Origin of the sequence: Clostridium sp. AM33-3 (genome assembly GCF_003480315.1) — a bacterium.
Lineage (GTDB): Bacteria > Bacillota > Clostridia > Lachnospirales > Lachnospiraceae > Brotaphodocola.
The window spans coordinates 49,480-72,356 of record NZ_QUIV01000011.1 but is presented as its reverse complement, the minus strand read 5'-3'; the positions used below and the strand labels follow the sequence as shown (position 1 = coordinate 72,356).

At 47.1% G+C, this 22,877-nt stretch carries 34 protein-coding genes; 1 reads left to right on the top strand and 33 read right to left on the bottom strand.

Annotation, left to right across the window (positions count from 1 at the left end):
• Window position 1: 1 nt before the first annotated feature.
• Genes DW819_RS08310 through DW819_RS08290 form a run of 5 tightly spaced genes read right to left on the bottom strand, consistent with a single transcriptional unit; the run spans window position 2 to window position 5,527 of the window.
• Window positions 2–976 (bottom strand): oligopeptide/dipeptide ABC transporter ATP-binding protein, encoded by a 975-nt coding sequence (locus DW819_RS08310; RefSeq protein WP_118718816.1) that lies wholly within the window; start codon window positions 974–976, stop codon window positions 2–4.
• Complete coding sequence (locus tag DW819_RS08305) at window positions 963–1,961, bottom strand: ABC transporter ATP-binding protein (RefSeq protein WP_118732888.1); 999 nt, start codon at window positions 1,959–1,961, stop codon at window positions 963–965. The genes DW819_RS08310 and DW819_RS08305 overlap by 14 nt, the downstream gene beginning before the upstream one ends.
• A 38-nt stretch (window positions 1,962–1,999) precedes the next feature.
• Window positions 2,000–3,664: a peptide ABC transporter substrate-binding protein gene (locus DW819_RS08300; protein WP_118732887.1), complete on the bottom strand. Its 1,665-nt coding sequence runs from the start codon at window positions 3,662–3,664 to the stop codon at window positions 2,000–2,002.
• A gap of 17 nt (window positions 3,665–3,681) precedes the next feature.
• Window positions 3,682–4,563 carry an ABC transporter permease gene (locus DW819_RS08295; protein WP_118732886.1) on the bottom strand — a complete coding sequence of 294 codons (882 nt, stop codon included), beginning with the start codon at window positions 4,561–4,563 and terminating at the stop codon, window positions 3,682–3,684.
• A gap of 10 nt (window positions 4,564–4,573) precedes the next feature.
• Window positions 4,574–5,527 carry an ABC transporter permease gene (locus DW819_RS08290; protein WP_118718813.1) on the bottom strand — a complete coding sequence of 318 codons (954 nt, stop codon included), beginning with the start codon at window positions 5,525–5,527 and terminating at the stop codon, window positions 4,574–4,576.
• A 261-nt stretch (window positions 5,528–5,788) separates the two neighbouring features.
• On the opposite strand from DW819_RS08290, the gene pepT reads away from it, so the two are divergent.
• Window positions 5,789–7,006, top strand: a complete 1,218-nt coding sequence (gene pepT, locus DW819_RS08285) for a peptidase T (RefSeq protein WP_118732885.1) — start codon at window positions 5,789–5,791, stop codon at window positions 7,004–7,006.
• Window positions 7,007–7,101: 95 nt separating this feature from the next.
• On the opposite strand, the gene DW819_RS08280 is transcribed toward pepT, so the two are convergent.
• The 28 genes from DW819_RS08280 to rplV all read right to left on the bottom strand — a co-directional run bounded on the left by DW819_RS08280 (window position 7,102) and on the right by rplV (window position 22,865).
• Entirely contained in the window at window positions 7,102–8,067 is a 966-nt protein-coding gene (locus tag DW819_RS08280) for a uroporphyrinogen decarboxylase family protein (protein ID WP_118732884.1), read from the bottom strand.
• A gap of 190 nt (window positions 8,068–8,257) precedes the next feature.
• Entirely contained in the window at window positions 8,258–9,487 is a 1,230-nt protein-coding gene (locus tag DW819_RS08275) for an N-acetylmuramoyl-L-alanine amidase family protein (RefSeq protein WP_207665301.1), read from the bottom strand.
• Between the two features lie 229 nt (window positions 9,488–9,716).
• The gene (locus tag DW819_RS08270; protein ID WP_118533408.1) at window positions 9,717–10,253 is read right to left on the bottom strand and encodes a L17 family ribosomal protein; all 537 of its coding nucleotides are present in this window, start codon (window positions 10,251–10,253) and stop codon (window positions 9,717–9,719) included.
• Between the two features lie 152 nt (window positions 10,254–10,405).
• Window positions 10,406–11,365, bottom strand: a complete 960-nt coding sequence (locus DW819_RS08265) for a DNA-directed RNA polymerase subunit alpha (protein ID WP_118732882.1) — start codon at window positions 11,363–11,365, stop codon at window positions 10,406–10,408.
• 53 nt (window positions 11,366–11,418) lie between these two features.
• A complete protein-coding gene (gene rpsD, locus DW819_RS08260) occupies window positions 11,419–12,012 on the bottom strand; it encodes a 30S ribosomal protein S4 (protein WP_118732881.1) in 594 nt (197 codons plus the stop codon).
• A 16-nt stretch (window positions 12,013–12,028) separates the two neighbouring features.
• On the bottom strand, window positions 12,029–12,430 hold the full coding sequence (rpsK, locus tag DW819_RS08255; protein WP_118533414.1) for a 30S ribosomal protein S11: 402 nt from the start codon (window positions 12,428–12,430) through the stop codon (window positions 12,029–12,031).
• An 88-nt stretch (window positions 12,431–12,518) separates the two neighbouring features.
• Entirely contained in the window at window positions 12,519–12,887 is a 369-nt protein-coding gene (gene rpsM, locus DW819_RS08250; protein WP_118533416.1) for a 30S ribosomal protein S13, read from the bottom strand.
• A gap of 31 nt (window positions 12,888–12,918) precedes the next feature.
• Entirely contained in the window at window positions 12,919–13,032 is a 114-nt protein-coding gene (rpmJ, locus tag DW819_RS08245; protein WP_003497809.1) for a 50S ribosomal protein L36, read from the bottom strand.
• Between the two features lie 193 nt (window positions 13,033–13,225).
• The gene (gene infA / locus DW819_RS08240; protein ID WP_021869270.1) at window positions 13,226–13,444 is read right to left on the bottom strand and encodes a translation initiation factor IF-1; all 219 of its coding nucleotides are present in this window, start codon (window positions 13,442–13,444) and stop codon (window positions 13,226–13,228) included.
• A gap of 14 nt (window positions 13,445–13,458) precedes the next feature.
• The gene (locus DW819_RS08235; RefSeq protein WP_118732880.1) at window positions 13,459–13,710 is read right to left on the bottom strand and encodes a KOW domain-containing RNA-binding protein; all 252 of its coding nucleotides are present in this window, start codon (window positions 13,708–13,710) and stop codon (window positions 13,459–13,461) included.
• 12 nt (window positions 13,711–13,722) lie between these two features.
• The gene (gene map / locus DW819_RS08230) at window positions 13,723–14,472 is read right to left on the bottom strand and encodes a type I methionyl aminopeptidase (RefSeq protein ID WP_118732879.1); all 750 of its coding nucleotides are present in this window, start codon (window positions 14,470–14,472) and stop codon (window positions 13,723–13,725) included.
• A 1-nt stretch (window position 14,473) separates the two neighbouring features.
• On the bottom strand, window positions 14,474–15,118 hold the full coding sequence (locus tag DW819_RS08225) for an adenylate kinase (protein ID WP_118732878.1): 645 nt from the start codon (window positions 15,116–15,118) through the stop codon (window positions 14,474–14,476).
• Between the two features lie 107 nt (window positions 15,119–15,225).
• A complete protein-coding gene (gene secY / locus DW819_RS08220; protein WP_118732877.1) occupies window positions 15,226–16,545 on the bottom strand; it encodes a preprotein translocase subunit SecY in 1,320 nt (439 codons plus the stop codon).
• A gap of 1 nt (window position 16,546) precedes the next feature.
• Window positions 16,547–16,987, bottom strand: coding sequence for a 50S ribosomal protein L15 (gene rplO, locus DW819_RS08215; RefSeq protein ID WP_118533428.1), 441 nt, complete (start codon window positions 16,985–16,987; stop codon window positions 16,547–16,549).
• A 26-nt stretch (window positions 16,988–17,013) separates the two neighbouring features.
• Window positions 17,014–17,196, bottom strand: coding sequence for a 50S ribosomal protein L30 (gene rpmD, locus DW819_RS08210; protein ID WP_118533430.1), 183 nt, complete (start codon window positions 17,194–17,196; stop codon window positions 17,014–17,016).
• Between the two features lie 13 nt (window positions 17,197–17,209).
• Window positions 17,210–17,719: a 30S ribosomal protein S5 gene (rpsE, locus tag DW819_RS08205; RefSeq protein WP_118533432.1), complete on the bottom strand. Its 510-nt coding sequence runs from the start codon at window positions 17,717–17,719 to the stop codon at window positions 17,210–17,212.
• Window positions 17,720–17,735: 16 nt separating this feature from the next.
• Window positions 17,736–18,104, bottom strand: a complete 369-nt coding sequence (gene rplR / locus DW819_RS08200) for a 50S ribosomal protein L18 (protein WP_118533434.1) — start codon at window positions 18,102–18,104, stop codon at window positions 17,736–17,738.
• Window positions 18,105–18,121: 17 nt separating this feature from the next.
• Entirely contained in the window at window positions 18,122–18,664 is a 543-nt protein-coding gene (rplF, locus tag DW819_RS08195) for a 50S ribosomal protein L6 (RefSeq protein WP_118540162.1), read from the bottom strand.
• Window positions 18,665–18,757: 93 nt separating this feature from the next.
• Window positions 18,758–19,159: a 30S ribosomal protein S8 gene (gene rpsH, locus DW819_RS08190; RefSeq protein ID WP_118533438.1), complete on the bottom strand. Its 402-nt coding sequence runs from the start codon at window positions 19,157–19,159 to the stop codon at window positions 18,758–18,760.
• Between the two features lie 264 nt (window positions 19,160–19,423).
• Entirely contained in the window at window positions 19,424–19,609 is a 186-nt protein-coding gene (locus DW819_RS08185; RefSeq protein WP_002566501.1) for a type Z 30S ribosomal protein S14, read from the bottom strand.
• A 15-nt stretch (window positions 19,610–19,624) separates the two neighbouring features.
• A complete protein-coding gene (rplE, locus tag DW819_RS08180; protein ID WP_118533440.1) occupies window positions 19,625–20,164 on the bottom strand; it encodes a 50S ribosomal protein L5 in 540 nt (179 codons plus the stop codon).
• A 23-nt stretch (window positions 20,165–20,187) separates the two neighbouring features.
• Window positions 20,188–20,487: a 50S ribosomal protein L24 gene (rplX, locus tag DW819_RS08175; protein ID WP_118533442.1), complete on the bottom strand. Its 300-nt coding sequence runs from the start codon at window positions 20,485–20,487 to the stop codon at window positions 20,188–20,190.
• A gap of 13 nt (window positions 20,488–20,500) precedes the next feature.
• Window positions 20,501–20,869, bottom strand: coding sequence for a 50S ribosomal protein L14 (rplN, locus tag DW819_RS08170; protein ID WP_118533444.1), 369 nt, complete (start codon window positions 20,867–20,869; stop codon window positions 20,501–20,503).
• A 24-nt stretch (window positions 20,870–20,893) separates the two neighbouring features.
• On the bottom strand, window positions 20,894–21,154 hold the full coding sequence (gene rpsQ / locus DW819_RS08165; protein ID WP_118533445.1) for a 30S ribosomal protein S17: 261 nt from the start codon (window positions 21,152–21,154) through the stop codon (window positions 20,894–20,896).
• A 16-nt stretch (window positions 21,155–21,170) separates the two neighbouring features.
• Entirely contained in the window at window positions 21,171–21,377 is a 207-nt protein-coding gene (rpmC, locus tag DW819_RS08160) for a 50S ribosomal protein L29 (RefSeq protein WP_118533447.1), read from the bottom strand.
• Window positions 21,367–21,804 (bottom strand): 50S ribosomal protein L16, encoded by a 438-nt coding sequence (gene rplP, locus DW819_RS08155; RefSeq protein WP_118533449.1) that lies wholly within the window; start codon window positions 21,802–21,804, stop codon window positions 21,367–21,369. The genes rpmC and rplP overlap by 11 nt, the downstream gene beginning before the upstream one ends.
• Complete coding sequence (rpsC, locus tag DW819_RS08150; RefSeq protein WP_118533451.1) at window positions 21,804–22,466, bottom strand: 30S ribosomal protein S3; 663 nt, start codon at window positions 22,464–22,466, stop codon at window positions 21,804–21,806. The genes rplP and rpsC overlap by 1 nt, the downstream gene beginning before the upstream one ends.
• Window positions 22,467–22,478: 12 nt before the next feature.
• A complete protein-coding gene (rplV, locus tag DW819_RS08145; RefSeq protein WP_118533453.1) occupies window positions 22,479–22,865 on the bottom strand; it encodes a 50S ribosomal protein L22 in 387 nt (128 codons plus the stop codon).
• Window positions 22,866–22,877: the final 12 nt, after the last annotated feature.

Here is a 22,877-nt window from a genome sequence, read left to right as displayed (position 1 = left end):
TTTAAGTTAGATGACATGCTACCATATGTCCGTTACCTACATCATGTAATGCGGGACACTCGGTCTTGCATCGTTCTGTAGCGTACTTGCATCTGGTGTGGAAATAGCAGCCAGACGGCGGATTCAGAGGACTCGGAACATCCCCTGTCAGAATTTCCCGTTTCATTTTATTATCCACATCCGGAATCGGGATTGCGGAAAGCAGTGCTTTCGTGTACGGATGCTGTGGATTGTTATAAAGCTCATTTTTCTCTGCGATCTCTACGATCCGGCCCAGGTACATCACGGCAATGCGGTCGGAAATGTACTTTACAACGCTCAGATCGTGGGAAATAAACATATAGGTTAAATGCTTTTTCTTCTTTAATTCCTGAATCAGATTCAGTACCTGCGCACGGACTGATACATCCAGTGCAGATACCGGCTCATCACAGACAACAAATTCCGGATTTAAGACCAGAGCACGCGCGATGACGATTCTCTGTCTCTGTCCGCCGGAGAACTCGTGCGGGTAGCGGTTCATCATATTTTCCGGCATGCCCACCAGTTCCATGATCTCTTTGACTCTCTGAACTCTCTCTTCCATGGTTCCGATCCCGAAGGCCTCAAGCGGGGCCATGATCAGCTCGAGAACGGTCATACGCGGATTCAGGGATGCGTACGGATCCTGGAAGATCAGCTGCATCTTGCGCCGCATCTGGCGCATCTGCTCCTTGTTCAGTTTGGTGATATCCTCACCACGGTACAACACATTTCCAGCCGTCGGTCTGATCAGCTGGAGGATACAGCGGCCCAGTGTGGACTTGCCGCACCCGGACTCACCTACAACGCCGATGGTCTCGCCTTCATAGATGGTCAGATCTACAGAATCCACTGCATGGACAATCTTTAACGGCTTTCCAGTCAGGCTCTTTGATGTTACGAATTCTTTTTTTACTTTTTGAACTTCCAGTAATACCTTCTTATCCTCTGACATCATCCTGACCTCCTTCCGGTGCGTACTTCCAGCAGCGTACCTGTCTTCCATTTACATTGTAAAGCCCCGGCTCCTGCTCCCTGCATCGTTTGTCTGCTTCCGGACATCTGGTGCAGAAACGGCATCCCTTCGGCATCTCGGACAAATCCGGAACTGATCCCGGAATGTTGAACAGCGGATCATCGGAACTCTGGTCCAGACGTGGAATGGACTTTAACAGACCGCGGGTATACGGATGGAGCGGATCTTTGAAAATACTTCTTACGTCTCCGTATTCCATCTCTTTTCCTGCATACATGACCATGACGTCATCTGCCATCTCTGCCACAACTCCCATATCATGGGTGATCAGCATCAGGGACTTATTCTCCTTTTCCTTCAGCTCCCTCATCAATTCAAGGATCTGGGCCTGGATCGTCACGTCAAGGGCTGTCGTCGGCTCATCTGCAATGAACAGTGATGCATTGCAGGACAGTGCCATGGCAATCATGACACGCTGACGCATACCGCCGGATAACTGGTGCGGAAACTCTTTCAGGCGCTGAGCCGGAGAAGGGATGCCGACTTTCGTCAGCATCTCCTCAGCTCTCGCCCAAGCCTCTTTTTTATCCATCTTACTGTGCGCGGTAATGGTTTCTACCAGCTGCTTACCGATCGTCATAACCGGGTTTAAGCCTGTCATGGAATCCTGGAAGATCATCGCTATCTCATTTCCACGGATCTGACGCATCTCCTTTTCTGACAGCTTTGCCAGATCGCGGCCTTCGAACAGAATCTCTCCAGATGCGATTTTTCCTGTCTGCTTGGGAATCAGCCGCAGGATCGACATACTTGTAACGGATTTTCCACACCCGGATTCACCCACGATTCCAAGTGTTTCTCCTCTCTTTACATGAAAGGATACTCCGTCTACCGCTGTCACGGTTCCATTCTTACCTGAAAACTGAGTAACGAGTTTTTTTACTTCAATTAAATTCTCTGACATTCCAATACCTCGCTTTTCGTATGGTATTTAACAGATGCTTATTTATTTACTTTCCATTCCCATACATTCTTGTTAATGTTGTAATCGATTGCACCTTCGCGTACATTCTCAAGCTTCTCGTTATATGCAAACAGATCGTTGGTGTGATACAGGAATGCCATCGGCATCTGTTTGAATAACTCTTCCTGATACTGATCGTAGATCTTCTTACGTGCCTCAAACGTGATTTCCTTTGCACCGGACTCACCGATCTGGCCCAGGGTCGGATCAGATAACTGTGCAAAGTTGTTCATGTAACCAGCAGTTACGTTCGGTACAGACTCAGACGGATCAACGGAACCTGCGGAACCGATGAAGCACAGATCGTAGTCACCGTTTCTTGCGTTGGTAAGCAGGGTCGGGAAGTCTAAGGTCTGGATCTTGGTCTTGATGCCGATCTTCTGTAAATCCTGCTGAATCAGGATCGCAGATTTCTCACGAACTTCGTTACCGGTAGATACCAGTACCTGCAGCTCACGGTTGCTGTCCCAGCCAGCAGCCTCCAGCATGGATTTTGCTTTCTCCGGATCATACTCGATCGGCAGCAGCTTCTCATCAAAGTACGGATGATCCTCAGCCAGAGGTCCGATTGCGATACGTGCCTCACCCTGCAGCAGCTGGTCAACGATAACCTGACGGTTGATTGCAAGGCTGATTGCGTGACGGACATCCTCGGTCAGATAATCTCTGGCGGTGTTCATTGCCATGTACTGATATGCAAAGGTCGGTACAGATTTCGTAACGATACCCTGTGTATTCTTAGCTGCTTCCCAGTCTGCTAACGGGATCTGGCTGTTGCCGGACAGAACGTCGATGTCGCCGCTCATTAAGCCGGATAACAGGTTAGAGGACTGTACCTTCTTGAATACCAGACGGTCAAAATCCGGAGCGCCAAGATAGTAGTCTTTGTTTGCCTTGAACTCAATGGATACGCCAGACTCCATGCTGTCGAAGATACATGGGCCGGAGCCAATCGGTTTCTGCCAGAATGCATCGTTTACCAGATCTGCGTCAGAAATGCTATCCAGCAGATGCTTCGGCATAATAAAGAAGTCACGGTTAACCAGTGCGTAAATGATAGCTGGATCCATCGGGGCCTTTAAGGTAAACTCTACGGTATGATCATCCAGTGCTGCTACCTCGATGCTGTCGGTGCTGGTCTCACAGCCGGTCTCATCGGTTCCTGCAAAGTACTGCATACGGATTCTGCGCAGATAGTTGAACTCGGAAGAAGATGCAACCTGTGCGGAGTAAACAACATCCTCTGCGGTTACCGGTTCTCCATCCTGCCATTTTGCATTCTCATTCAGATGGTACGTGATCTTATCCTGAGCCTCGTTGGTCTCCCAGCTGTCTGCAAGACGCGGCTCAAAGGTACCATCGGTGTTGATGACCATCAGACGGTCAAACATCAGCTCGATTACGTTATCCGCGCCTGAATTGGTGGTGTTCATCGGCATGAACGTATCCCAGTCACCGGTCTGTGCCATGGTAATGACCTTCTCGCCGCCTGTGCTTCCTGCCTCTGCTGCCGCGCTGGTTTCCGCAGAATTACCTGCAGCCGCGGTTGTCTGGGTTGAGCTGCTGGATCCACCGCCGCATGCGGTAAGGAGCATTGCTCCGGCCAGAGATGCAGCAACCACTTTTAACATGTTTCTCTTCATAATATTCCTCCTTTTATTTATTTCTTTTTTATTTTGGTTTTGGCATCCAGGGCATCCCGGATTCCATCTCCTATGAAGTTAATACTGGATACGGTGAGCACCAGTAAGATTCCCGGCGGTACCCACAGCCACGGTCTTGAGGAAAGTACGGTGATGGACTGTGCCGCGTACAGGATATTTCCCCAGGATGCTTCCGGCGGCTGAACACCCATACCCAAAAAGCTCAGTGCAGACTCCTGAATGATCGCCTGCGCTGTACGGAATGTAAAGTTGATCAGGATCGGAGCAAATGCGTTCGGGATCACGTATTTGATCAGCAGTGGGATATCTTTGGTTCCGACTGCCTTGGCAGATTCCACATACTCTTTTTCTCTGACCGACAGCACATTGCCATAGATCAGTTTTGCGAAATCGGTCCAGCCCAGAATACCGATGACCAGGGTAACCGTCCATACAGAAGGTCCGATAACGGATACCAGCACCAGGATCAGAATCATGGACGGGAAGGACATGAAGATATCTGCGGTTCTCATAACGATGGTTTCCCAGATACCTTTATAGTAACCGGCGATCAGACCCAGCGGTACACCGATGCAAAGACTGATGATCGCGGAAAGCAGTCCCACCAGAAGGGAGATCCGGCCTCCGTAAACCAGTCGTGCAAATACGTCACGGCCGGTATCATCGGTTCCTAAAATGTGTCCCGCTCCCGGCTTTGCGCTGAACGCGAGAATATCTGACGTATACGGATCCAGCTTCATGATCATAGGAAGCACAATGACCAGGATCACTTCCAGCAAAATGATCGCAACACCGATCATGGCCAGCTTGTGCGCTGTAAACTTCCGGAGCACGTCACGATAGTATGAATCTTTTTTTTCAACTGTTTTTGTGGACATTTCTCTCCTCCTAACGGCTCTCTCTTATCTTTGGATCCAGTAAGCTGTAAGCAATATCCGTCAGGACGTTGCCAATCAGGACTGCTGCAGCAATCACAACGGTGATTCCCATGATCATCGGGTAATCTCTGGCGTTGATGGACTGGACCATCAGGCTGCCAAGTCCCGGCCAGCTGAATACCTGCTCTGCCACGACCGCGCCGCCGAACATGAACGGGATCATGGTACTCAATACGGTAACAACCGGAATCAAGGAGTTTCGCAAACCGTGAACGATCACGACTCTCGGCTCAATCAGGCCCTTTGCACGGGCAGTGCGGATGTAATCCTCATTGAAGACTTCCATCATGCTTCCTCGTGTCTGGCGGAGAATGCTTCCGATATTAAAAATAGTTAATACCAGACAGGGTAGAATCAAATGATGCGCCGCCGATGCCGCGGTATGGATACCTGCGTCATACATACCGCCCATAGGAAGGACACCCAGCCTTACCGCAAATATGTAGATCATAACCAGACCTGTAAAGAAGGTCGGGGTAGAAGCACCTACAAAAGCCAGTCCGGAAGAAATATAATCCCATGCGGAGTAAGGCTTGTATGCTGACATGATACCAAGCGGTACCGCGATCAGCACAGATAATGCTGTAGAGGAAAGGGTGAGAATCAGAGTCGGTCCCAGTTTTTCCAGAACCTGTCCGAGAACCGGCAGGCTGTTCCGGTATGAGATTCCCAGATTTCCGTGAAGCATGGATACCAGCCAGCGGAAATACTGAATGATGGCTGGGTCATTGAGACCCATCTGCTCTTTTAAGGCCTCCATACTTTCCTTTGTTGCCATTGGATCCGCCATCAGCATTTCCAGTGGACTGCCCGGTGCAAGCAATGAAATTAAATACACCAGGACTGTAATTCCGAAAAATGTTGGAATTGCTACTAATAACCGCTTGATGGTATATTTTAGCATGCGTCTATCGACCTCCGTATTTTCCTGATCATTCCCAAAACCTGTTTCCGAGTCTCAAGAATATCATTGTTATATTACTGATAATATCACCAATATCTAATTTGTCAATAGTAAAGGTTTTAAAAACATGTTTTTTGTTGAATTCGACTATTTTCTTATTTTTTTCTATACACATCTACCAATCTTTCCATTTTGCCAGGGCCAATCTTGACGAACCTTCCGAAACATGATAAATGTATTTTGACAAGGAGGAAATCAATCATGAATGTAAGTGAAAGATTTTTAAATTATGTAAAGTACGGCACCCAGTCTGACATTACCAGCTCCACCGTACCTTCCACCAAAGGACAGCTGGTTCTGGCTGCCCGGCTGGCAGATGAGCTGAAAGCTCTCGGTATTACTGACGCCCACACCGATGAAAACGGCTATGTATACGGCCATATTCCGGCTGCAAAGGGCTGCACCGGCGCCTGTCTGGCACTCATTGCGCATATGGACACTGCCATGGACATGTCCGGTGACAATATCAAACCACGCATCATCCGCAATTATGACGGAAATGACATCGTCCTCAATGAAGAGAAGCACATTGTCACCGCTGTTTCCGTATTTCCGAATCTGAAAACATTCGTTGGCCAGGATCTGATCGTCACCGATGGCACTACCCTGCTTGGTGCAGACGACAAAGCCGGCGTGGCAGAGATCATGACTCTGGCAGAATTTCTGATGCAGAATCCGGATTATCCGCATCCGCCGGTTTCCATCCTGTTCACTCCGGATGAAGAAATCGGCCGCGGACCAGACCACGTAAACCTCGAAGAGGTCGGCGCTGCCTATGGCTATACCATCGACGGCGGCCTGATCGGTGAGTTTTCCTATGAAAACTTCAATGCCGCTTCTGCAGTTGTTACGATTCACGGAGTCACTGCCCATACCGGCTATGCCAAAGGAATCCTGAAAAATGCCATTCAGATCGCCATGGAATATCAGGCACTGCTTCCGGCATATGAAACTCCGGCATGCACAGAGAAACGGGAAGGCTTCTATCATCTGGACAAGATTCAGGGACGAACCGAAACCACCGTCATGAACTACCTGATCCGCGACCATGACGAGGCACTGTTCCGGCATCGTCAGCAGATCATGCAGGAGGCAGTCGATTTCATCAACAAAAAATATGGTGCCGGCACTGCAGAGATCACCATCACTGAAAGCTACCGAAACATGTATGAGCAGGTCAAAGGCCACGAGAAGCTTATCTCCAATGTCATGACTGCCATGGAGCACTGCGGTATCACCCCGATCGTCACTCCGATCCGCGGCGGCACAGATGGCGCGCGTCTTTCTTATCAGGGACTCCCATGTCCCAACATCTGTACCGGAGGTCAGAATGGCCACGGACGCCATGAATTTGTATCCATTCAGTCCATGGAAGCTATCACCGAAATGCTGAAGGAGCTTGTAAAACTTTTTGCCTGAGATGATACAAAAAAGAACCCACACAGAGTTATGAATGCTCACATCTGTGTGGGTTCTTCTCTTACATACTTATTATATAGGTAAATAGGATTTTGTCAACTATTTCTCGCAGCAAGCACTGCGGCCTTTACCTTATCCAGATCCTGTTCTGTTGCCAATGTACAGTCTGCGCCAAGGATCAGGCCTTTTCTTCCGTACTCACGAATCACTTTCTTTACCTCAGCCTCAACCTCTTCTTTGGTTCCATCAACCAGAACTCCGTGACGGTTCGGCAGGCCACCCATAATGGTCTTGCCCTGGAAGAGCTCTTTTCCTTTTTCCAGATCAAACGGTGCCTCAAATACGCCCCAGTTCACAACATCTGCATACGGAGCATAATCTCTGTAGCGCTCCATATTCAGGTGATCCTTACAGATGTGCAGGAAGCAGTATCCGCCTGCCTCTTTGATAGCCTTCATAACCTGGATATCAAACGGTTTGATCCACTTTGCGAACTCTTCGTCCGTAAAGAACTCATATTCGCCGCCAAGGGATGCATAATAAACAGAATCCAGACCAGCCTCGATGTAAGCCTTTGCCAACAGGCACAGCACATCGGTAATGCGCTGCATAGCGGAAAGCATCTTCTTCTCATCCCATCTGAGGAAATCAACCTGCATCTGTCTTGCTGCATAATAATTGATGCCAGCCTGCTCAATCGGATGAATGCCGGATGCACAGATGCCATGGAGAGTACCCATGGTAAATACATCCTTATCACAGCCCGCCAGGATCTGCTTGGTCAGTTCCATCTGCTTTTTCATGAACTCGTCTTCCATGGTCATAACAGGAATCAGACGGTCATAATCGTCCGGAGTATGGATGGTTCCGAATACCGGTACCAGATTCTCATTCATGATCTTACAGATATCCGCATCTGTATCCCGAAAGAAATCCAGATGTGCCTTCACACATGCCTCTCCCTGCTTCTTGTCTGCCGGGAAATGAAGAGAAAAGCTGGACGGAACACCGTCGATCTCTCGCTGCTCGATTGCTGCAATTACACGCTCTTTTTTCGTCATGTCATTACTCCTTTTCTTTCTTAATGCTAAGTTTAATATATCACTGATATTATCAGCGTGCAATCCATTTTCTGTTTTTTTCTGTTTTCCACATATTTTTCGCTCCGATTTATACAAGTTTCACAAATGAAAAGGAACTGCCGGAAAAAGGAGTTTTTAATGCTTCTTTTTCCGGCAGTCCTATCCTGTTTTAGTGTACCCAGATCCCCTGCTGATTCACATAAAAGGTGTCGATGGTAGTATTCACTGCCTTGTTGCCCTGTCCCGGATAGAAATAATACCAGTTGCCGTCTACCTGGTACCAGCCTTCAACCATGTAACCAACACCGTCCAGATAATAGGTCTTGCCATCGCGGTTCATCCAATGGCCGCATACCAGACAGCCATAGTACTGATCCTTGGTCTCATTCATGTAGCACCAGCGGCCATTCCAGGAAAGCCAGCCTGTGATCATAGCTCCGCTTCCATCCAGGTAATACATCTGACCGTTGCGTACCTGCCAGCCGGTCAGCATTCTTCCGCTTGCGTCAAACAGATACCAGCGCCCGCCTACTTCTGCCCAGCCATTCTTCACATAGCTGCCGTCCGGATAGTAGTAATACCAGGTATTGCCGTACTTGCGCCAGCCTGCGTTCGTATTACCGGAGGTGCCGCTGTCATTGCGGCCACTGCCATCTGATACATCTTCCTTTGCCAGATAGATCTCATCGGACTCTACCCACTCACTGCTCTTGCCGTAATCATCCTGTTTGGATGTCTTGGCGATAGTGCGCACGCGGAACTTATAGGTGCCTGCCTGAGTCATGTATGGATAGAAGTTATAGGTTTTGCCGGTAGTCTCTACCGTGTGGATCTTGGAAGATCCCTTACGCAGCTCTACCTCATACTGACCGGTTCCGCCATTATCCGGTTCTTCCCACTTTGCGGTTCCCTTGGCATTATCCTTCCAGTACGCATCCTCCGGTGCCTCAAAGGTACCTTTGATCGGTTTCAACTTTGCCTTGATGACCAAATCCCCACTGCTCTTGCTGGCACTGATAAACTCAGCGCCCTTCACAGTTACGTTGCTGGAACGGTAGGTTCCCTTAAACGCATAATCTGAATCAGTCACTTCCAGGCGGATCTTCAGTTCTGGCTGATATCCCACACTGATTTCTTTAGAAGAAGATGTTGTCCAGTCTGCCTCTTTGATCTGGTAACGGTCAGTAGATCCGGAGATGGCAATACCGCCACCCGGTGCAGTGGTACTGTCAATATCAATGGAAGCATCTCCAATCCTATCTCCAACCTCCAGGTCTGTGTAAATCTGCAGCTTTACACTGGAAATTGTTTTGTCAGCCGCATAGGCTGTTGTCATACCTGCTGTGCCTGTACACAGAGCCAGGATCAGTCCCCATACTGCAAACCTTCTCTTTGTCATACTCATCCCTCACTCTCTTATTTTCAAAATAAATATTGTTTCTTTTGTAATTTCATTATAAGTGAAAGAAGATGTCCAGTCAACTTACATATTTCTTACTGATTTTCCACAATATTGCCACAAACCTAAATATTTTGAACAAATTATTAAGTTTTTAAAAGCATGAAAAAAGCTCCCGAAGAACAAATCTTCGGGAGCCATAAGCTCATAAAATTATATGATTATAAGATTAAACAAGCTCTAACAGCACTTCCATAGCGCCGTCGCCCTTACGCTGGCCGATCTTAACGATACGGGTGTAACCACCGTTGCGGGAAACGTACTTCGGAGCAACCTCGTCGAAGAGTTTTGCCGGGATATCTACGGATTTGGTGTTTTTCTTCTTGCCTGCAGCTGCGGTCGGAACCTCAGTTACATCGTAGAGAACTTTGAGCATCTGACGACGAGCATGAAGTCTGGACGGCTTATCTTTTTTGATTTCCTTCTGAACTTCATCATAAACGGTAACTTTCTTGCCGTTTACTACTTCTTTGACTCTCTTACCCTCAGCGTCCTTCTTAGCAACCTTAGCGGTAACAGTAACGGTCTCGAAGTTGTCTTTCTCTTTTACAGCCAGTGCGATCAGACCCTCAGCAACTTTGCGGATCTCTTTTGCTCTGGCCTCAGTAGTTTTGATGCTTCCATGATACAGCAGTGCAGTTACCTGGCTGCGGATCATTGCTTTTCTCTGGCTGGAAGTTCTTCCAAGCTTTCTATAACCTGCCATTTTATTTTCCTCCATATAGTGTGGAGTGCAGTCCCGCGCCCTTTGGTCTTACCGGACCACAGCTTCCAATTTTCATAATGTAGCGGCTCTCTGCCTGATGGACTTACGGAGCCGCCACTTAAAAGTTTCATATTGTTGAATCAAGCTTCGCTTTATTCCTCACTCGGGTTCAGCTGAAGACCTAATTCTTTTAACTTCGCCAGAACTTCCTCAAGGGACTTTCTGCCAAGGTTACGAACCTTCATCATATCCTCCGGAGTTCTGTTGCACAGTTCCTCCACAGTGTTGATTCCGGCTCTCTTTAAGCAGTTGTAGGAACGAACAGACAGTTCCAGTTCATCGATGTTCATCTCGAGAACTTTCTCTTTCTCATTGTCCTCTTTCTCAACCATGATCTCAGCGGTCTTGGCATTCTCAGAAAGATCGATAAAGAGATTTAAGTGCTCGCTCAGAACTTTCGCTGCGAGACTTACAGCCTCATCTGGAGCTAAGGTTCCATTGGTATACACGTCTAAGGTCAGTTTATCGTAATCGGTAACCTGTCCAACACGGGTATTCTGAATGGACATGTTGACACGCTCAACCGGTGTGTAGATGGAATCCACCGCAATCACACCAACCGGCATATCCTCACTCTTATTCTTGTCTGCGCTCACGTATCCGCGGCCCTTGGTGATAGTAAGCTCCATATAGAACTTGCTGTCTGTGCCGCCGCTTAAGTGTGCGATCACCTGATCCGGATTCATGATCTCAATGTCCGGGTCAGCCTGGATATCAGCTGCAGTAATAACGCCCTCACCCTCGAACTCGATGTAAGCGGTCTTTACTTCGTTGCTATCACTGTTGTTCTTAATAGATAAGCTCTTGATGTTCATAATGATCTCAGTTACATCTTCCTTAACACCTGGAATAGAACTGAACTCATGTAAAACGCCGTCGATTTTCACCTGGCTGACAGCTGCACCCGGCAGAGAAGAAAGCATGATTCTTCTCAGGGAGTTACCCAGCGTTGTGCCATAGCCTCTCTCAAGTGGTTCAACTACAAACTTGCCATATTTCTTATCATCAGAAATCTCAACAATCTCAATGTTTGGTTTCTCAAAATCGAACACGACTCTAGCCCCTCCTTTTGGGTTCTTCTATCGAGGGAAATTGGTACTCTTAATTATTTGGAGTACAACTCGACGATAAGCATCTCGTTTACCGGAACATCAATCTCATCTCTGGACGGAAGCTCTTTTACGGTACCGCGCAGATTCTCCTGGTCAACATCCAGCCAAGCCGGAACCAGACGTCCTGCAGTTACCTCAAGAGCATCTTTGTATCTCTGAGAAGATTTAGCTTTCTCTTTTACTTCGATTACGTCACCAGCTTTTACCAGGTAGGACGGAATGTTTACACATTTGCCGTTTACGAGGATGTGCTTGTGATCTACCATCTGTCTGGTCTCGCGTCTGGTGCGGCCGAATCCCATACGGAATACAACGTTGTCCAGTCTGCGCTCCAGAAGGATCATCATGTTCTCACCAGTCTGGCCTTCCATCTTCTCAGCCTTGGTGTAGTAGTTACGGAACGGTTTCTCTAATACGCCATAGATGAATTTTGCTTTCTGCTTCTCACGTAACTGGAGACCATACTCACTTACTTTTCTGTTAGCTCTTTTTAATTCTCTGTTTGATTTTTTATCAATTCCTAAATAGATCGGATCTAAACCAAGAGATCTGCATCTTTTAAGAACAGGAACTCTATCTACTGCCACTTTTAGTACCTCCTAATTAGACTCTTCTACGTTTTGGCGGGCGACATCCGTTATGTGGAACCGGAGTTACGTCCTTAATGCTAGTTACCTCAATACCGCATGCGGAAAGCGCACGAATTGCTGCCTCACGGCCTGAACCAGGTCCTTTAACCATAACGTCTACAGATTTTAAACCATGTACTAAAGCTGCTTTAGCGGCAGTTTCTGCAGCCATCTGAGCTGCATATGGAGTAGATTTCCTTGAACCTCTAAATCCCAAACCACCGGCACTTGCCCAAGACAACGCGTTACCCTGTGCATCGGTTAAGGTAACGATGGTGTTGTTAAAAGAAGACTGGATATGTGCCTGTCCGCGTTCAACGTTTTTCTTTACGCGCTTTTTTGTCACTTTTTTTGCAGTGGACACTTTTTTAGCCATTTTAAACTAACCTACTTTCTTGAATTTCCGAATCCTGTTTCCTGTTTTTAAAACATGCAACGTGATTCTACATAATGTTACGAATTACTTATTTCTTCTTGTTTGCAACAGTCTTACGAGGACCTTTGCGGGTTCTTGCATTGGTTTTGGTCTTCTGACCACGAACCGGGAGACCTTTTCTATGACGGATTCCGCGATAGCAGCCAATCTCCTGCAGTCTCTTGATGTTCATAGCGATCTCTCTGCGAAGATCACCCTCAACAGTCTGAGTGTCAGCAATAACAGCTGCCAGCTTCTTCACTTCGTCATCGGTCAGATCCTTAACACGGGTGTCAGGATTAACGCCAGCCTCAGCAAGGATACGGTTTGCACTTGTTCTACCGATTCCGTAGATGTAAGTCAGACCGATTTCAACACGTTTTTCTCTTGGTAAATCAACACCTGAAATACGAGCCATTTGCGTCGTAACCTCCTATAACTTTTTGTTTTTAACCTTGTCTCTGTTTGTGCTTAGGATTTTCACAGATTACTCTGATACTGCCTTTGCGTTTGATGATTTTGCACTTTTCGCAAATCGGTTTTACTGATGATCTCACCTTCACGGCAATTCTCCTTTCTACAGTTGCATATATCTGTCCAGATATATTGGTACAGCCGGACTAATTTTAGACAAACTTCGCCCAGCATCTCAACAAAGTCGCCATGATATTATAACATTATGGTTTCTTTTATGCAAGTGTTTTTCAAAATATTTTTCCCTATTTTTTATTTATAAAAGCGAATGCTTCTATAACCTTATTTATCTCTCCAGATGATTCTGCCCTTGCTTAAATCATACGGAGACATCTCAAGGGTAACCTTGTCACCCGGCAGGATACGGATGTAGTTCATACGCAGCTTGCCGCTGATATGAGCCAGTACCTGATGACCGTTCTCTAACTCTACCTGGAACATTGCGTTCGGCAGCTTCTCAACAACAGTTCCCTCAATTTCAATAACATCTGCTTTAGACATGTAATCAATTCCTCCTACATATAACCGTGGCTTTCCACCCAGGTTTTAAGCTCGCTTCGGATTTCTTCATCAGTGGGAAGCGCCGCAAAAAGCGGCGTCTTCCCTGCCTGAATATGTTTCTTGTTTTTCCGCTTCGGGTCATCCACCTTGCGGGTGGTTCCATTTGCCATGGTAATGTATTCCCCTTCATCGGATACTATGATAAAATACTGGTTTTTGTCATGTCCGGCGAGAGATCTTACCGGACAGTACAGCTCCATTTTCATCGCACACCGCCTTTACAGAGATAAGATCTCCGGCTCACCCTCCGTAATGAGGATGGTGTTCTCATAGTGAGCAGACAGACTGTGGTCTTTTGTGACCACCGTCCAGTCATCATCCATCCAGACTACATTCGGGGTTCCGATGTTGATCATAGGCTCAACGGCCAGTGTCATTCCAGGAACCAGTTTGATGCCCTTGCGCTTCTGTGCAAAGTTCGGCACCTCCGGCTCCTCATGCAGATGGGTTCCGATACCGTGGCCCACCAGATCGCGGACAACACCGTATCCGAAGCTTTCTGCATAAGCCTGGATTGCGGAAGAGATATCATTGAGATGATTGCCAGCTTTCGCGAACTTAATCCCCTCAAAGAAAGATTGTCTGGTAACATCGATAAGCTTCTGCGCTTCCGGACTGATGATGCCAACCGCATGGGTTCTGGCTGCATCAGAATGATATCCTTTGTAGATAACACCCGCATCCAAGCTGACGATATCGCCTTCCCTGATAATATGGTGCTTGTTCGGGATACCGTGTACCACTTCATCATTCACTGATACACAGATGGACGCAGGATAGCCATTGTAGTTCTTAAAGGAAGGCACACATCCGAACTCACGGATCAGCTTCTCGCCCAGTCGGTCAATGTCCAGTGTGGACATGCCCGGATGAATCGCCTTTCCCAGTTCCTCATGAACCTTTGCCAGAATTCTTCCGGCCTCCCGCATCAGTTCAATCTCTCTTGCGGATTTGATCGTTACTGACATATTACGCCTCCAGGACAGCTTCGATGTCCTCAAATACTTTGTTCAAATCCTGTGTTCCGTCTACAGACTTCAGGATTCCAGCCTTCTTATAATACTCGATCAGCGGCTGGGTCTGGTCATGATATACCGTCAGACGTTTCTTAACTGTCTCTGGCTTGTCATCGTCACGCAGTACCAGCTTCTGGCCGCATGCGTCACAGACACCTTCTACTCTGGTCGGATTGTAAACGATGTGGTAGGTAGCTCCGCAGGAGAGGCATGCTCTTCTGCCTGACATACGGTTGATAATGGACTCATCCGGTACATCAACATCAATTGCGAAATCCATCTTCTGTCCCAGCTTGTCAAGTGCTTCTGTCAGGCTCTCTGCCTGCGGAATGGTTCTCGGGAAACCGTCCAGCACATATCCGTTCTCGCAGTCAGCCTCTGCAATACGGTCTAACAGCATGCCGATGGTAACATCATCCGGAACAAGCTGTCCCTGATCCATGTAAGACTTCGCCTTCATACCCAGCTCTGTACCGCCCTTGATATTTGCACGGAAAATATCTCCGGTAGAGATATGCGGAATACCATATTTCGCTGCAATCTTCTTTGCCTGGGTGCCTTTGCCGGCGCCCGGAGCACCTAACATGATGATCTTCATCTGGTTAATCCTCCTCGCAGGGCGTCCCTCTATGACAGGACGCAATTTCCTGTTATACAAAAGAAGCTGCTGCACGCATATGGGCAGCAGCTTTCTCTTACGAACGCTTAATCATTTAAAAAGCCTTTGTAATTTCTAACGATCATCTGGGATTCAATAGCCTTGATGGTCTCCAGGATAACACTGACGATAATGATCAGGGAAGTACCCATGAAGGACAGACGGCTTACCGTGAATACTCCGGAAATGATGATCGGGATAACGCTGACAATGATCAGGCCAACTGCACCGATGAATACGATGTAATTTAAGATCTTGTCAAGATATTCGGAAGTCGGTTTACCTGGGCGGACACCCGGGATGAAACCGCCGGACTTCTTCATATTGTTTGCCACTTCCAGCGGATTGAAGGTGATGGATGTATAGAAATATGCGAAAAGCACGATCAATACAAGGTAAATCACCAGTCCCACAGAATATGCCGGCATCTCCGGTCTGAACCAGTAAGATGAGTTCAGAACCATCAGGATTTTACCGCCGATAGTGGTGTAATCCGGATGGAAAAACTGTGCGATCACAATCGGGAAGGACATGATGGAGGAAGCAAAGATTACCGGGATGACACCTGCGGTGTTCACCTTTAACGGAATGTGGGAAGCCTGGCCGCCCACTAACTTTCTGCCAACCATCTTTTTGGAATACTGGACCGGGATTCTGCGCTCACCATCCTGAAGGATGATTACGAACACAACCATGGCTGCGGTAACCGCAAGCATGATGAGCACGATCAGCACAGTTGATCCGATATTCTTGCTGTTGCTTAAGAATCTGGTGTACAGGGTGTTCACATCCTGTGGGAGAGAAGATACGATATTGAACAGCAGGACGATGGAAATACCATTGCCCACGCCCTTCTCAGTAATACGCTCACCGATCCACATCAGGAATGCGCTTCCTGCAGTCATGGTAGCGACTGCAATAACCACGCTCCATACATTGTAATTGATCAAAAGTCCCTGGCCGCCGAAACCGACTGCCATACCGATGGACTCGATCAGTGCAAGCCCAACCGTTAAGTAACGGGTGTACTCTGCAATCTTCTTACGGCCATCCTCGCCGTCACGCTGCATCTCTTCCAGCTTCGGAATTGCGATCGTGAGCAGCTGCATGATAATAGAAGATGTAATGTACGGGGTGATGCTCAGTGCGAAAATAGACATGGAGGAGAAGGATCCACCTGTCATCGCATTGAAAAATCCAAATGCATCAGTGGACTGATTCGCGAAGAAATTCGCGAAAAAGTCCGTCTTAACTCCAGGAATCGGCAGTTCAGATCCAAAACGGATGACCACCAGCATGAGGAAGGTGAAGATCAGTTTTGTTCTGATCTCCTTGATCTTCCATGCATTTCGGAGTGTCTTTAACATATTAGATCACCTCGCAGGTTCCACCTAAAGCTTCAATTTTAGCCTTCGCACCCTCACTGAATGCATCTGCCTTTACGGTCAGCTTTTTGGTCAGTTCTCCGTTACCCAGGATCTTGACGCCATCTCTCGGATTCTTAACGATTCCGCTCTCAAGAAGAGTCTCAACAGTAACAACTGCATCGTTCTCGAAGCACTCTAAAGCGCTTACATTGATACCAACGATAACTTTGGTGTTACGATTCTTGAAGCCTCTCTTCGGGAGACGTCTGTATAACGGCATCTGACCACCCTCGAAACCAGGTCTCGGTGCGCCAGAACGTGCTTTCTGACCCTTGTGGCCCTTACCAGCAGTTTTGCCGTTTCCGGAAGCGTGACCGCGTCCTCTTCTGAAATTATCACTATGTTTAGAACCAACAGCAGGCTGTAAATTGGATAAATCCATTGCACTGCACCTCCTTACTTCTATAATTAGATTTCTTCTACCTTAACTAAATGCTTTACGTGCCAGATCATACCTCTGACAGCCTCGTTATCCGGAAGTTCAACAGTCTTGTTGACTTTCTTCAGGCCCAGAGCCTCTACGGTAGCTTTCTGCTTCGGGATAGCACCGATCGGGGATTTGACTAACGTTACTTTTAACTTCTCTGCCATTTCATTACCCTCCTTAGCCTAAGATCTCTTCAACAGATTTGCCGCGAAGTCTTGCATACTCTTCCGGAGTCTTAAGCTGAGTCAGACCGTTGATCACTGCAAGAACAACGTTGGTCTTGTTGTTGGAGCCTAAAGACTTAGCACGGATGTTCTTGATACCAGCAAGCTCCAGTACGGAACGAGCCGGACCACCAGCGATGATACCAGTACCTTCCGGAGCCTTCTTTAACAGTACAGAAGAGCTGCCGAACTTGCAGATGTGGTCGTGCGGGATACTCTTGTTCTCGTCAACCGGAATCTCTACCAGGTTCTTCATAGCTGCTTCTCTTCCTTTGCGGATTGCCTCCGGAACCTCACCAGCCTTACCAAGACCTGCACCTACGTGACCATTGCCATCACCTACTACTACCAGAGCAGAGAATCTCATGGTACGTCCACCTTTTACGGTTTTGGATACACGCTTGATTGCTACTACGTTGTCATTTAATTCAAACTGACTTGGGTCAATAATTGTACGCTTCATGCCGTTCTCCTCTCTACTAGAATTTCAGACCAGCTTCACGAGCTGCGTCTGCGAGTGCCTGGATCTTACCCTGGTAAATGAAACCGCCTCTATCGAAAACGACTTCCTCGATACCCTTCTCCAGAGCTCTCTTAGCGATCAGAGTTCCAACATAAGTTGCTGCTGCAGTGTCATTGGTGTGCTCAAGCTCAGCCTTAACTGCCTTCTCATTGGTGGATGCTGCTACCAGAGTATTGCCGACTGAGTCGTCAATAATCTGAGCATACATATGATTATTACTTCTGAAAACAGCCAGACGCGGTCTCTCTGCAGTACCTGCAAAGCGATTACGTAATCTGGTATGCTTTTTAACGCGAATTTCGCTTCTTGATTTCTTACTAACCATCTTTGTACTCTCCTTAATTATTTCTTACCAGTCTTACCAACTTTACGTCTGATAGTCTCATCAGCATACTTGATACCCTTGCCCTTATACGGCTCAGGTCTTCTCTTGTCTCTGATCTCTGCAGCGTACTGGCCAACTTTCTCTTTATCGATACCTTTAACCGTGATCTTATTCTGACCGTCCAGAACAGTCTCAAGACCTTCCGGATCTTCCATCTCTACCGGATGGGAATAGCCCAGGTTAAGGGTTAATTTCTTGCCCTGCTTAGATGCTCTGTAACCTACACCGTTTACTTCCAGAACTTTCTCGTAGCCAGCGGTAACACCAACAACCATGTTATTGATCAGGGTTCTGGTCAGACCGTGTAAAGATTTCATCTTCTTTAAGTCATTCGGTCTGGTTACAACAATATGTCCATCTTCTTCCTTGATGTCCATCTCTACCGGTAACTCTCTCTCAAGGGTTCCCTTAGGACCTTTTACAGTCACTTTATTATTCTCTGCAATCGTTACAGTTACGCCTGCCGGGATTGCGATTGGCATTCTTCCGATACGTGACATGCCATTTACCTCCTACTTAAATTTTCGGAAAACGCTCTGTGCGTTTTCTGTTTTCAGTTACATAATATATAGAAGTAGCTTCGCGGCAACGAATTACCAAACGAATGCTAATACCTCTCCGCCTACGCCCAGACGACGTGCTTCCTTATCGGTGATAACGCCCTGGTTGGTAGAAATGATTGCGATTCCCAGACCGCCAAGTACTCTCGGGAGATCCTCTTTGTTTGCGTATACACGCAGACCCGGTTTGGAAATTCTCTTGATGCCGCTGATGATCTTCTCATTCTTATCTGCACCATACTTTAAGGTGATGTGGATAGTCTTGAATGCGCCGTCCTCAACGATATCGTATTTCTGAATGTAACCCTCTTTTACCAGGATGTCTGCAATAGCAAGCTTCATCTTGGAAGACGGTACGTCAACAGTGTCATGTTTAGCAGTGTTTGCGTTACGGATTCTTGTAAGCATATCTGCGATCGGATCACTCATAGTCATGATGGATAATTCCTCCTTAATATTGTTAGTTGGTTTCCTTTTTGTTGGACCTCACTCCTTCGAAACTTACGAAGCCGCAGGGGCTCATAAGTTTCGGGAGGGACATCTGCTGATTTGCTTGAACTGTAATTTCTCACAGTCAGCAGCATCGCTCAACTAAGCGCGCGCGGCGCCTTGCGGCTTGCACTTGCTAAGGTTCGCGATGGGCCTCGCACTAAGCTTGTCCGTCGCCTTGCGGCTCGGACTCGCTAAGTTGCTTTCGGCCTACCAGCTTGCCTTCTTTACGCCCGGGATCTGGCCCTTATATGCCAGCTCACGGAAGCAGATACGGCAGATACCGTATTTTCTTAAATATGCATGCGGACGTCCACAGATTCTGCAACGATTGTACTCTCTGGTGGAGAACTTCGCCGGACGCTGCTGCTTAATCTTCATTGAAGTCTTAGCCATGGATCTTTCCTCCTGTTATTTTGCAAATGGCATATTGAATAATGTCAAAAGTTCACGAGCTTCTTCATCAGTCTTGGCAGTGGTAACGAAGATGATATCCATACCTCTTACCTTGTCAACTTTATCGTATTCAATCTCAGGGAAGATCAACTGCTCTTTGATACCCAGAGCGTAGTTACCTCTGCCATCAAATGCGTTCGGGTTAACACCGCGGAAGTCACGTACACGCGGCAGAGCCAGGTTGATCAGACGATCAACGAACTCGTACATCTTCTCACCACGAAGGGTAACCTTACAACCGATCGGCATACCTTCTCTGATTTTGAAGTTTGCAACGGACTTTTTAGCCTTGGTGGTAACTGCCTTCTGTCCGGTGATCAGCTCTAAATCTCTAACTGCAGAATCCAGAACCTTAGCATTGTCTTTTGCCTCACCAACGCCCATGTTGATAACGATCTTATCAAGCTTCGGGACTTCCATGATGTTCTTGTAACCAAATTTCTTAATCAGTGCGTCAACCATCTCGCTCTGATACTGTTCTTTTAATCTAGCCAACTCTCTGTTCCTCCTCTCTGCAATTAGTCGATAACTTTACCGGTTGCCTTTGCAACGCGGACTTTCTTACCATCTTTTACTTCAAAGCCAACACGGGTAGCTTTGCCATCAACAACCAGCATAACGTTGGAAATATCCATAGCTGCTTCCTGATTTACGATGCCGCCCTGCGGGTTAGCAGCGTTCGGTTTGGAGTGCTTGGTAACCATGTTGCAGCCCTCAACCAGAACTTTACCGCCCTTAACGCTCAGGACTTTACCGGTTTTGTCTTTATCTTTACCTGCGATAACCTTTACCAGGTCGTCTTTTTTAATTTTCTGCACAGCCAATACCTCCTTACAGTACTTCCGGAGCCAGAGATACGATCTTCATGAACTGTTTCTCACGTAATTCTCTTGCTACCGGTCCAAAGATACGGGTTCCTCTTGGGGTCTTGTCATCTTTGATAATAACTGCTGCGTTCTCATCGAACTTGATATAAGAACCGTCTTTTCTGCGTGCGCCCTTAACGGAACGAACTACAACGGCCTTCACAACATCGCCTTTCTTTACAACGCCGCCTGGTGTTGCATCTTTAACGGAAGCGACGATTACATCACCAATGTTAGCATATCTTCTTGTAGAGCCACCCATAACACGGATGCAAAGTAACTCTTTTGCGCCGGTGTTATCAGCAACCTTCAGTCTGGTTTCCTGCTGAATCATGCCTGATACTCCTTCCTGGATAACTTATTTAGCCTTCTCGATAATCTCAACCAGTCTCCATCTCTTGTCCTTGGACAGCGGTCTGGTTTCCATAACTTTAACGGTATCACCCTTGCCGCACTCGTTGTTCTCGTCATGAGCTTTTAACTTAACGGTCTTTTTTACGATCTTGCCGTATAAAGGATGTTTGATGTGGTCCTCGATTGCTACAACGATGGTCTTGTCCATCTTGTCGCTTACGACTTTACCTACGCGGGTTTTTCTTAAATTTCTTTCCACGGTCATGTTCTCCTTTCAAACCTTAAGCCAGTTTAGATTTCTCTGTAATAACAGTCTGAATTCTAGCGATATTCTTGCGAACCTCTTTGATTCTGCTGGTATTATCTAACTGGTTGGTTGCATTCTGGAATCTTAAGTTGAAAAGTTCTTTCTTTGCAGCTACTAATTCTTCCTGTAACTCAGCCGCTGATTTTGCCTTTAAGCCTTCTACGAATTTATTAGTTTTCACTGTTATCACCGCCTTCTAAATCTGCTTTAGCAGCAATCTTACATTTGCATGGTAACTTGTGCATAGCAAGACGTAATGCCTCACGCGCGGTTTCCTCCGGAACGCCAGCGATCTCGAACATTACTCTGCCCGGTTTAACAACTGCTACCCAGTACTCCAGAGCGCCTTTACCGGAACCCATTCGAGTCTCAGCCGGCTTAGCAGTTACAGGTTTGTCCGGGAAAATCTTGATCCAGACTTTACCACCACGTTTGATGTAACGGGTCATGGCAACACGGGCTGCCTCGATCTGATTGGACTTGATCCAGCACGGCTCAGTAGCCACCAGACCGAACTCACCGTAGTTAATTTTATTTCCTCTTAAAGCCTTACCGGTCATAGTTCCACGGAACTGTTTGCGGCGCTTTACTCTCTTAGGCATTAACATTATTTATCGCTCCCTTCCTTGTTTCCTCTAGTAGGAAGTACCTCGCCTTTGTAGATCCAAACCTTAACGCCAAGCTTGCCGTAGGTGGTATCTGCCTCAGCGAAACCATAGTCAATATCTGCTCTTAATGTCTGTAACGGAATGGTGCCCTCGCTGTAGAACTCGGTACGAGCGATATCAGCACCGCCAAGACGTCCGCCAACAGCGGTCTTGATTCCCTTAACGCCAGCCTTCATGGAACGACCCATGGTAGACTTCATAGCACGACGGAAGGAAACACGGTTTTCCAGCTGCTGTGCAATGTTCTCAGCTACTAACTGAGCATCGCGGTCCGGTCTCTTGATTTCTTTAATGTCGATAAATACTTTTTTGTCGGTCAGCTTCTGAACCTCAGCTCTGAGCTTCTCGATCTCTGCGCCGCCTTTACCGATTACTACGCCCGGTTTAGCGGTGAAGATGATGATTTTTACTCTGTCGGATGCAGATGCTCTCTCGATCTCGATTTTGGAAACACCAGCGCTATACAGTTTTTTCTTGAGGAATTTACGGATGTTGTAATCCTCTACCAGGCAATCAGCGAAGTTGCCTTCTGCATACCACTTGGAATCCCAGTCTTTAATAACACCGACTCTTAAGCCGTGCGGATTAACTTTCTGTCCCATAATTGCCTCCTCTTATCTCTCATTCAGCACAACAGTGATGTGGCTCATTCTCTTCTCGATTCTGTAAGCTCTGCCCTGTGCTCTCGGTTTTACTCTCTTCATGGTCGGTCCCTTGTTAGCGAAGCACTCCTCCACGTAAAGTTTAGCCGGATCCATGTTGTTGTTGTTCTCTGCATTAGCAATTGCAGATTCCAGTAATTTTTTAATTAAAGAAGAAGCATATCTTGGGTTGTAAGTTACAATACCAAGTGCGGTCTGTACATCTTTGCCTCTGATGGCATCTAATACGAAGCAAGCCTTCTGAACGGAAACACGTGCGTAAGATAACTTTGCGCTCGGTCTGGTGTCCTTCTGGGCATTTCTCTCTCTCTTAATCTGACTTCTATGTCCTTTAGCCATTGCTAATTAACC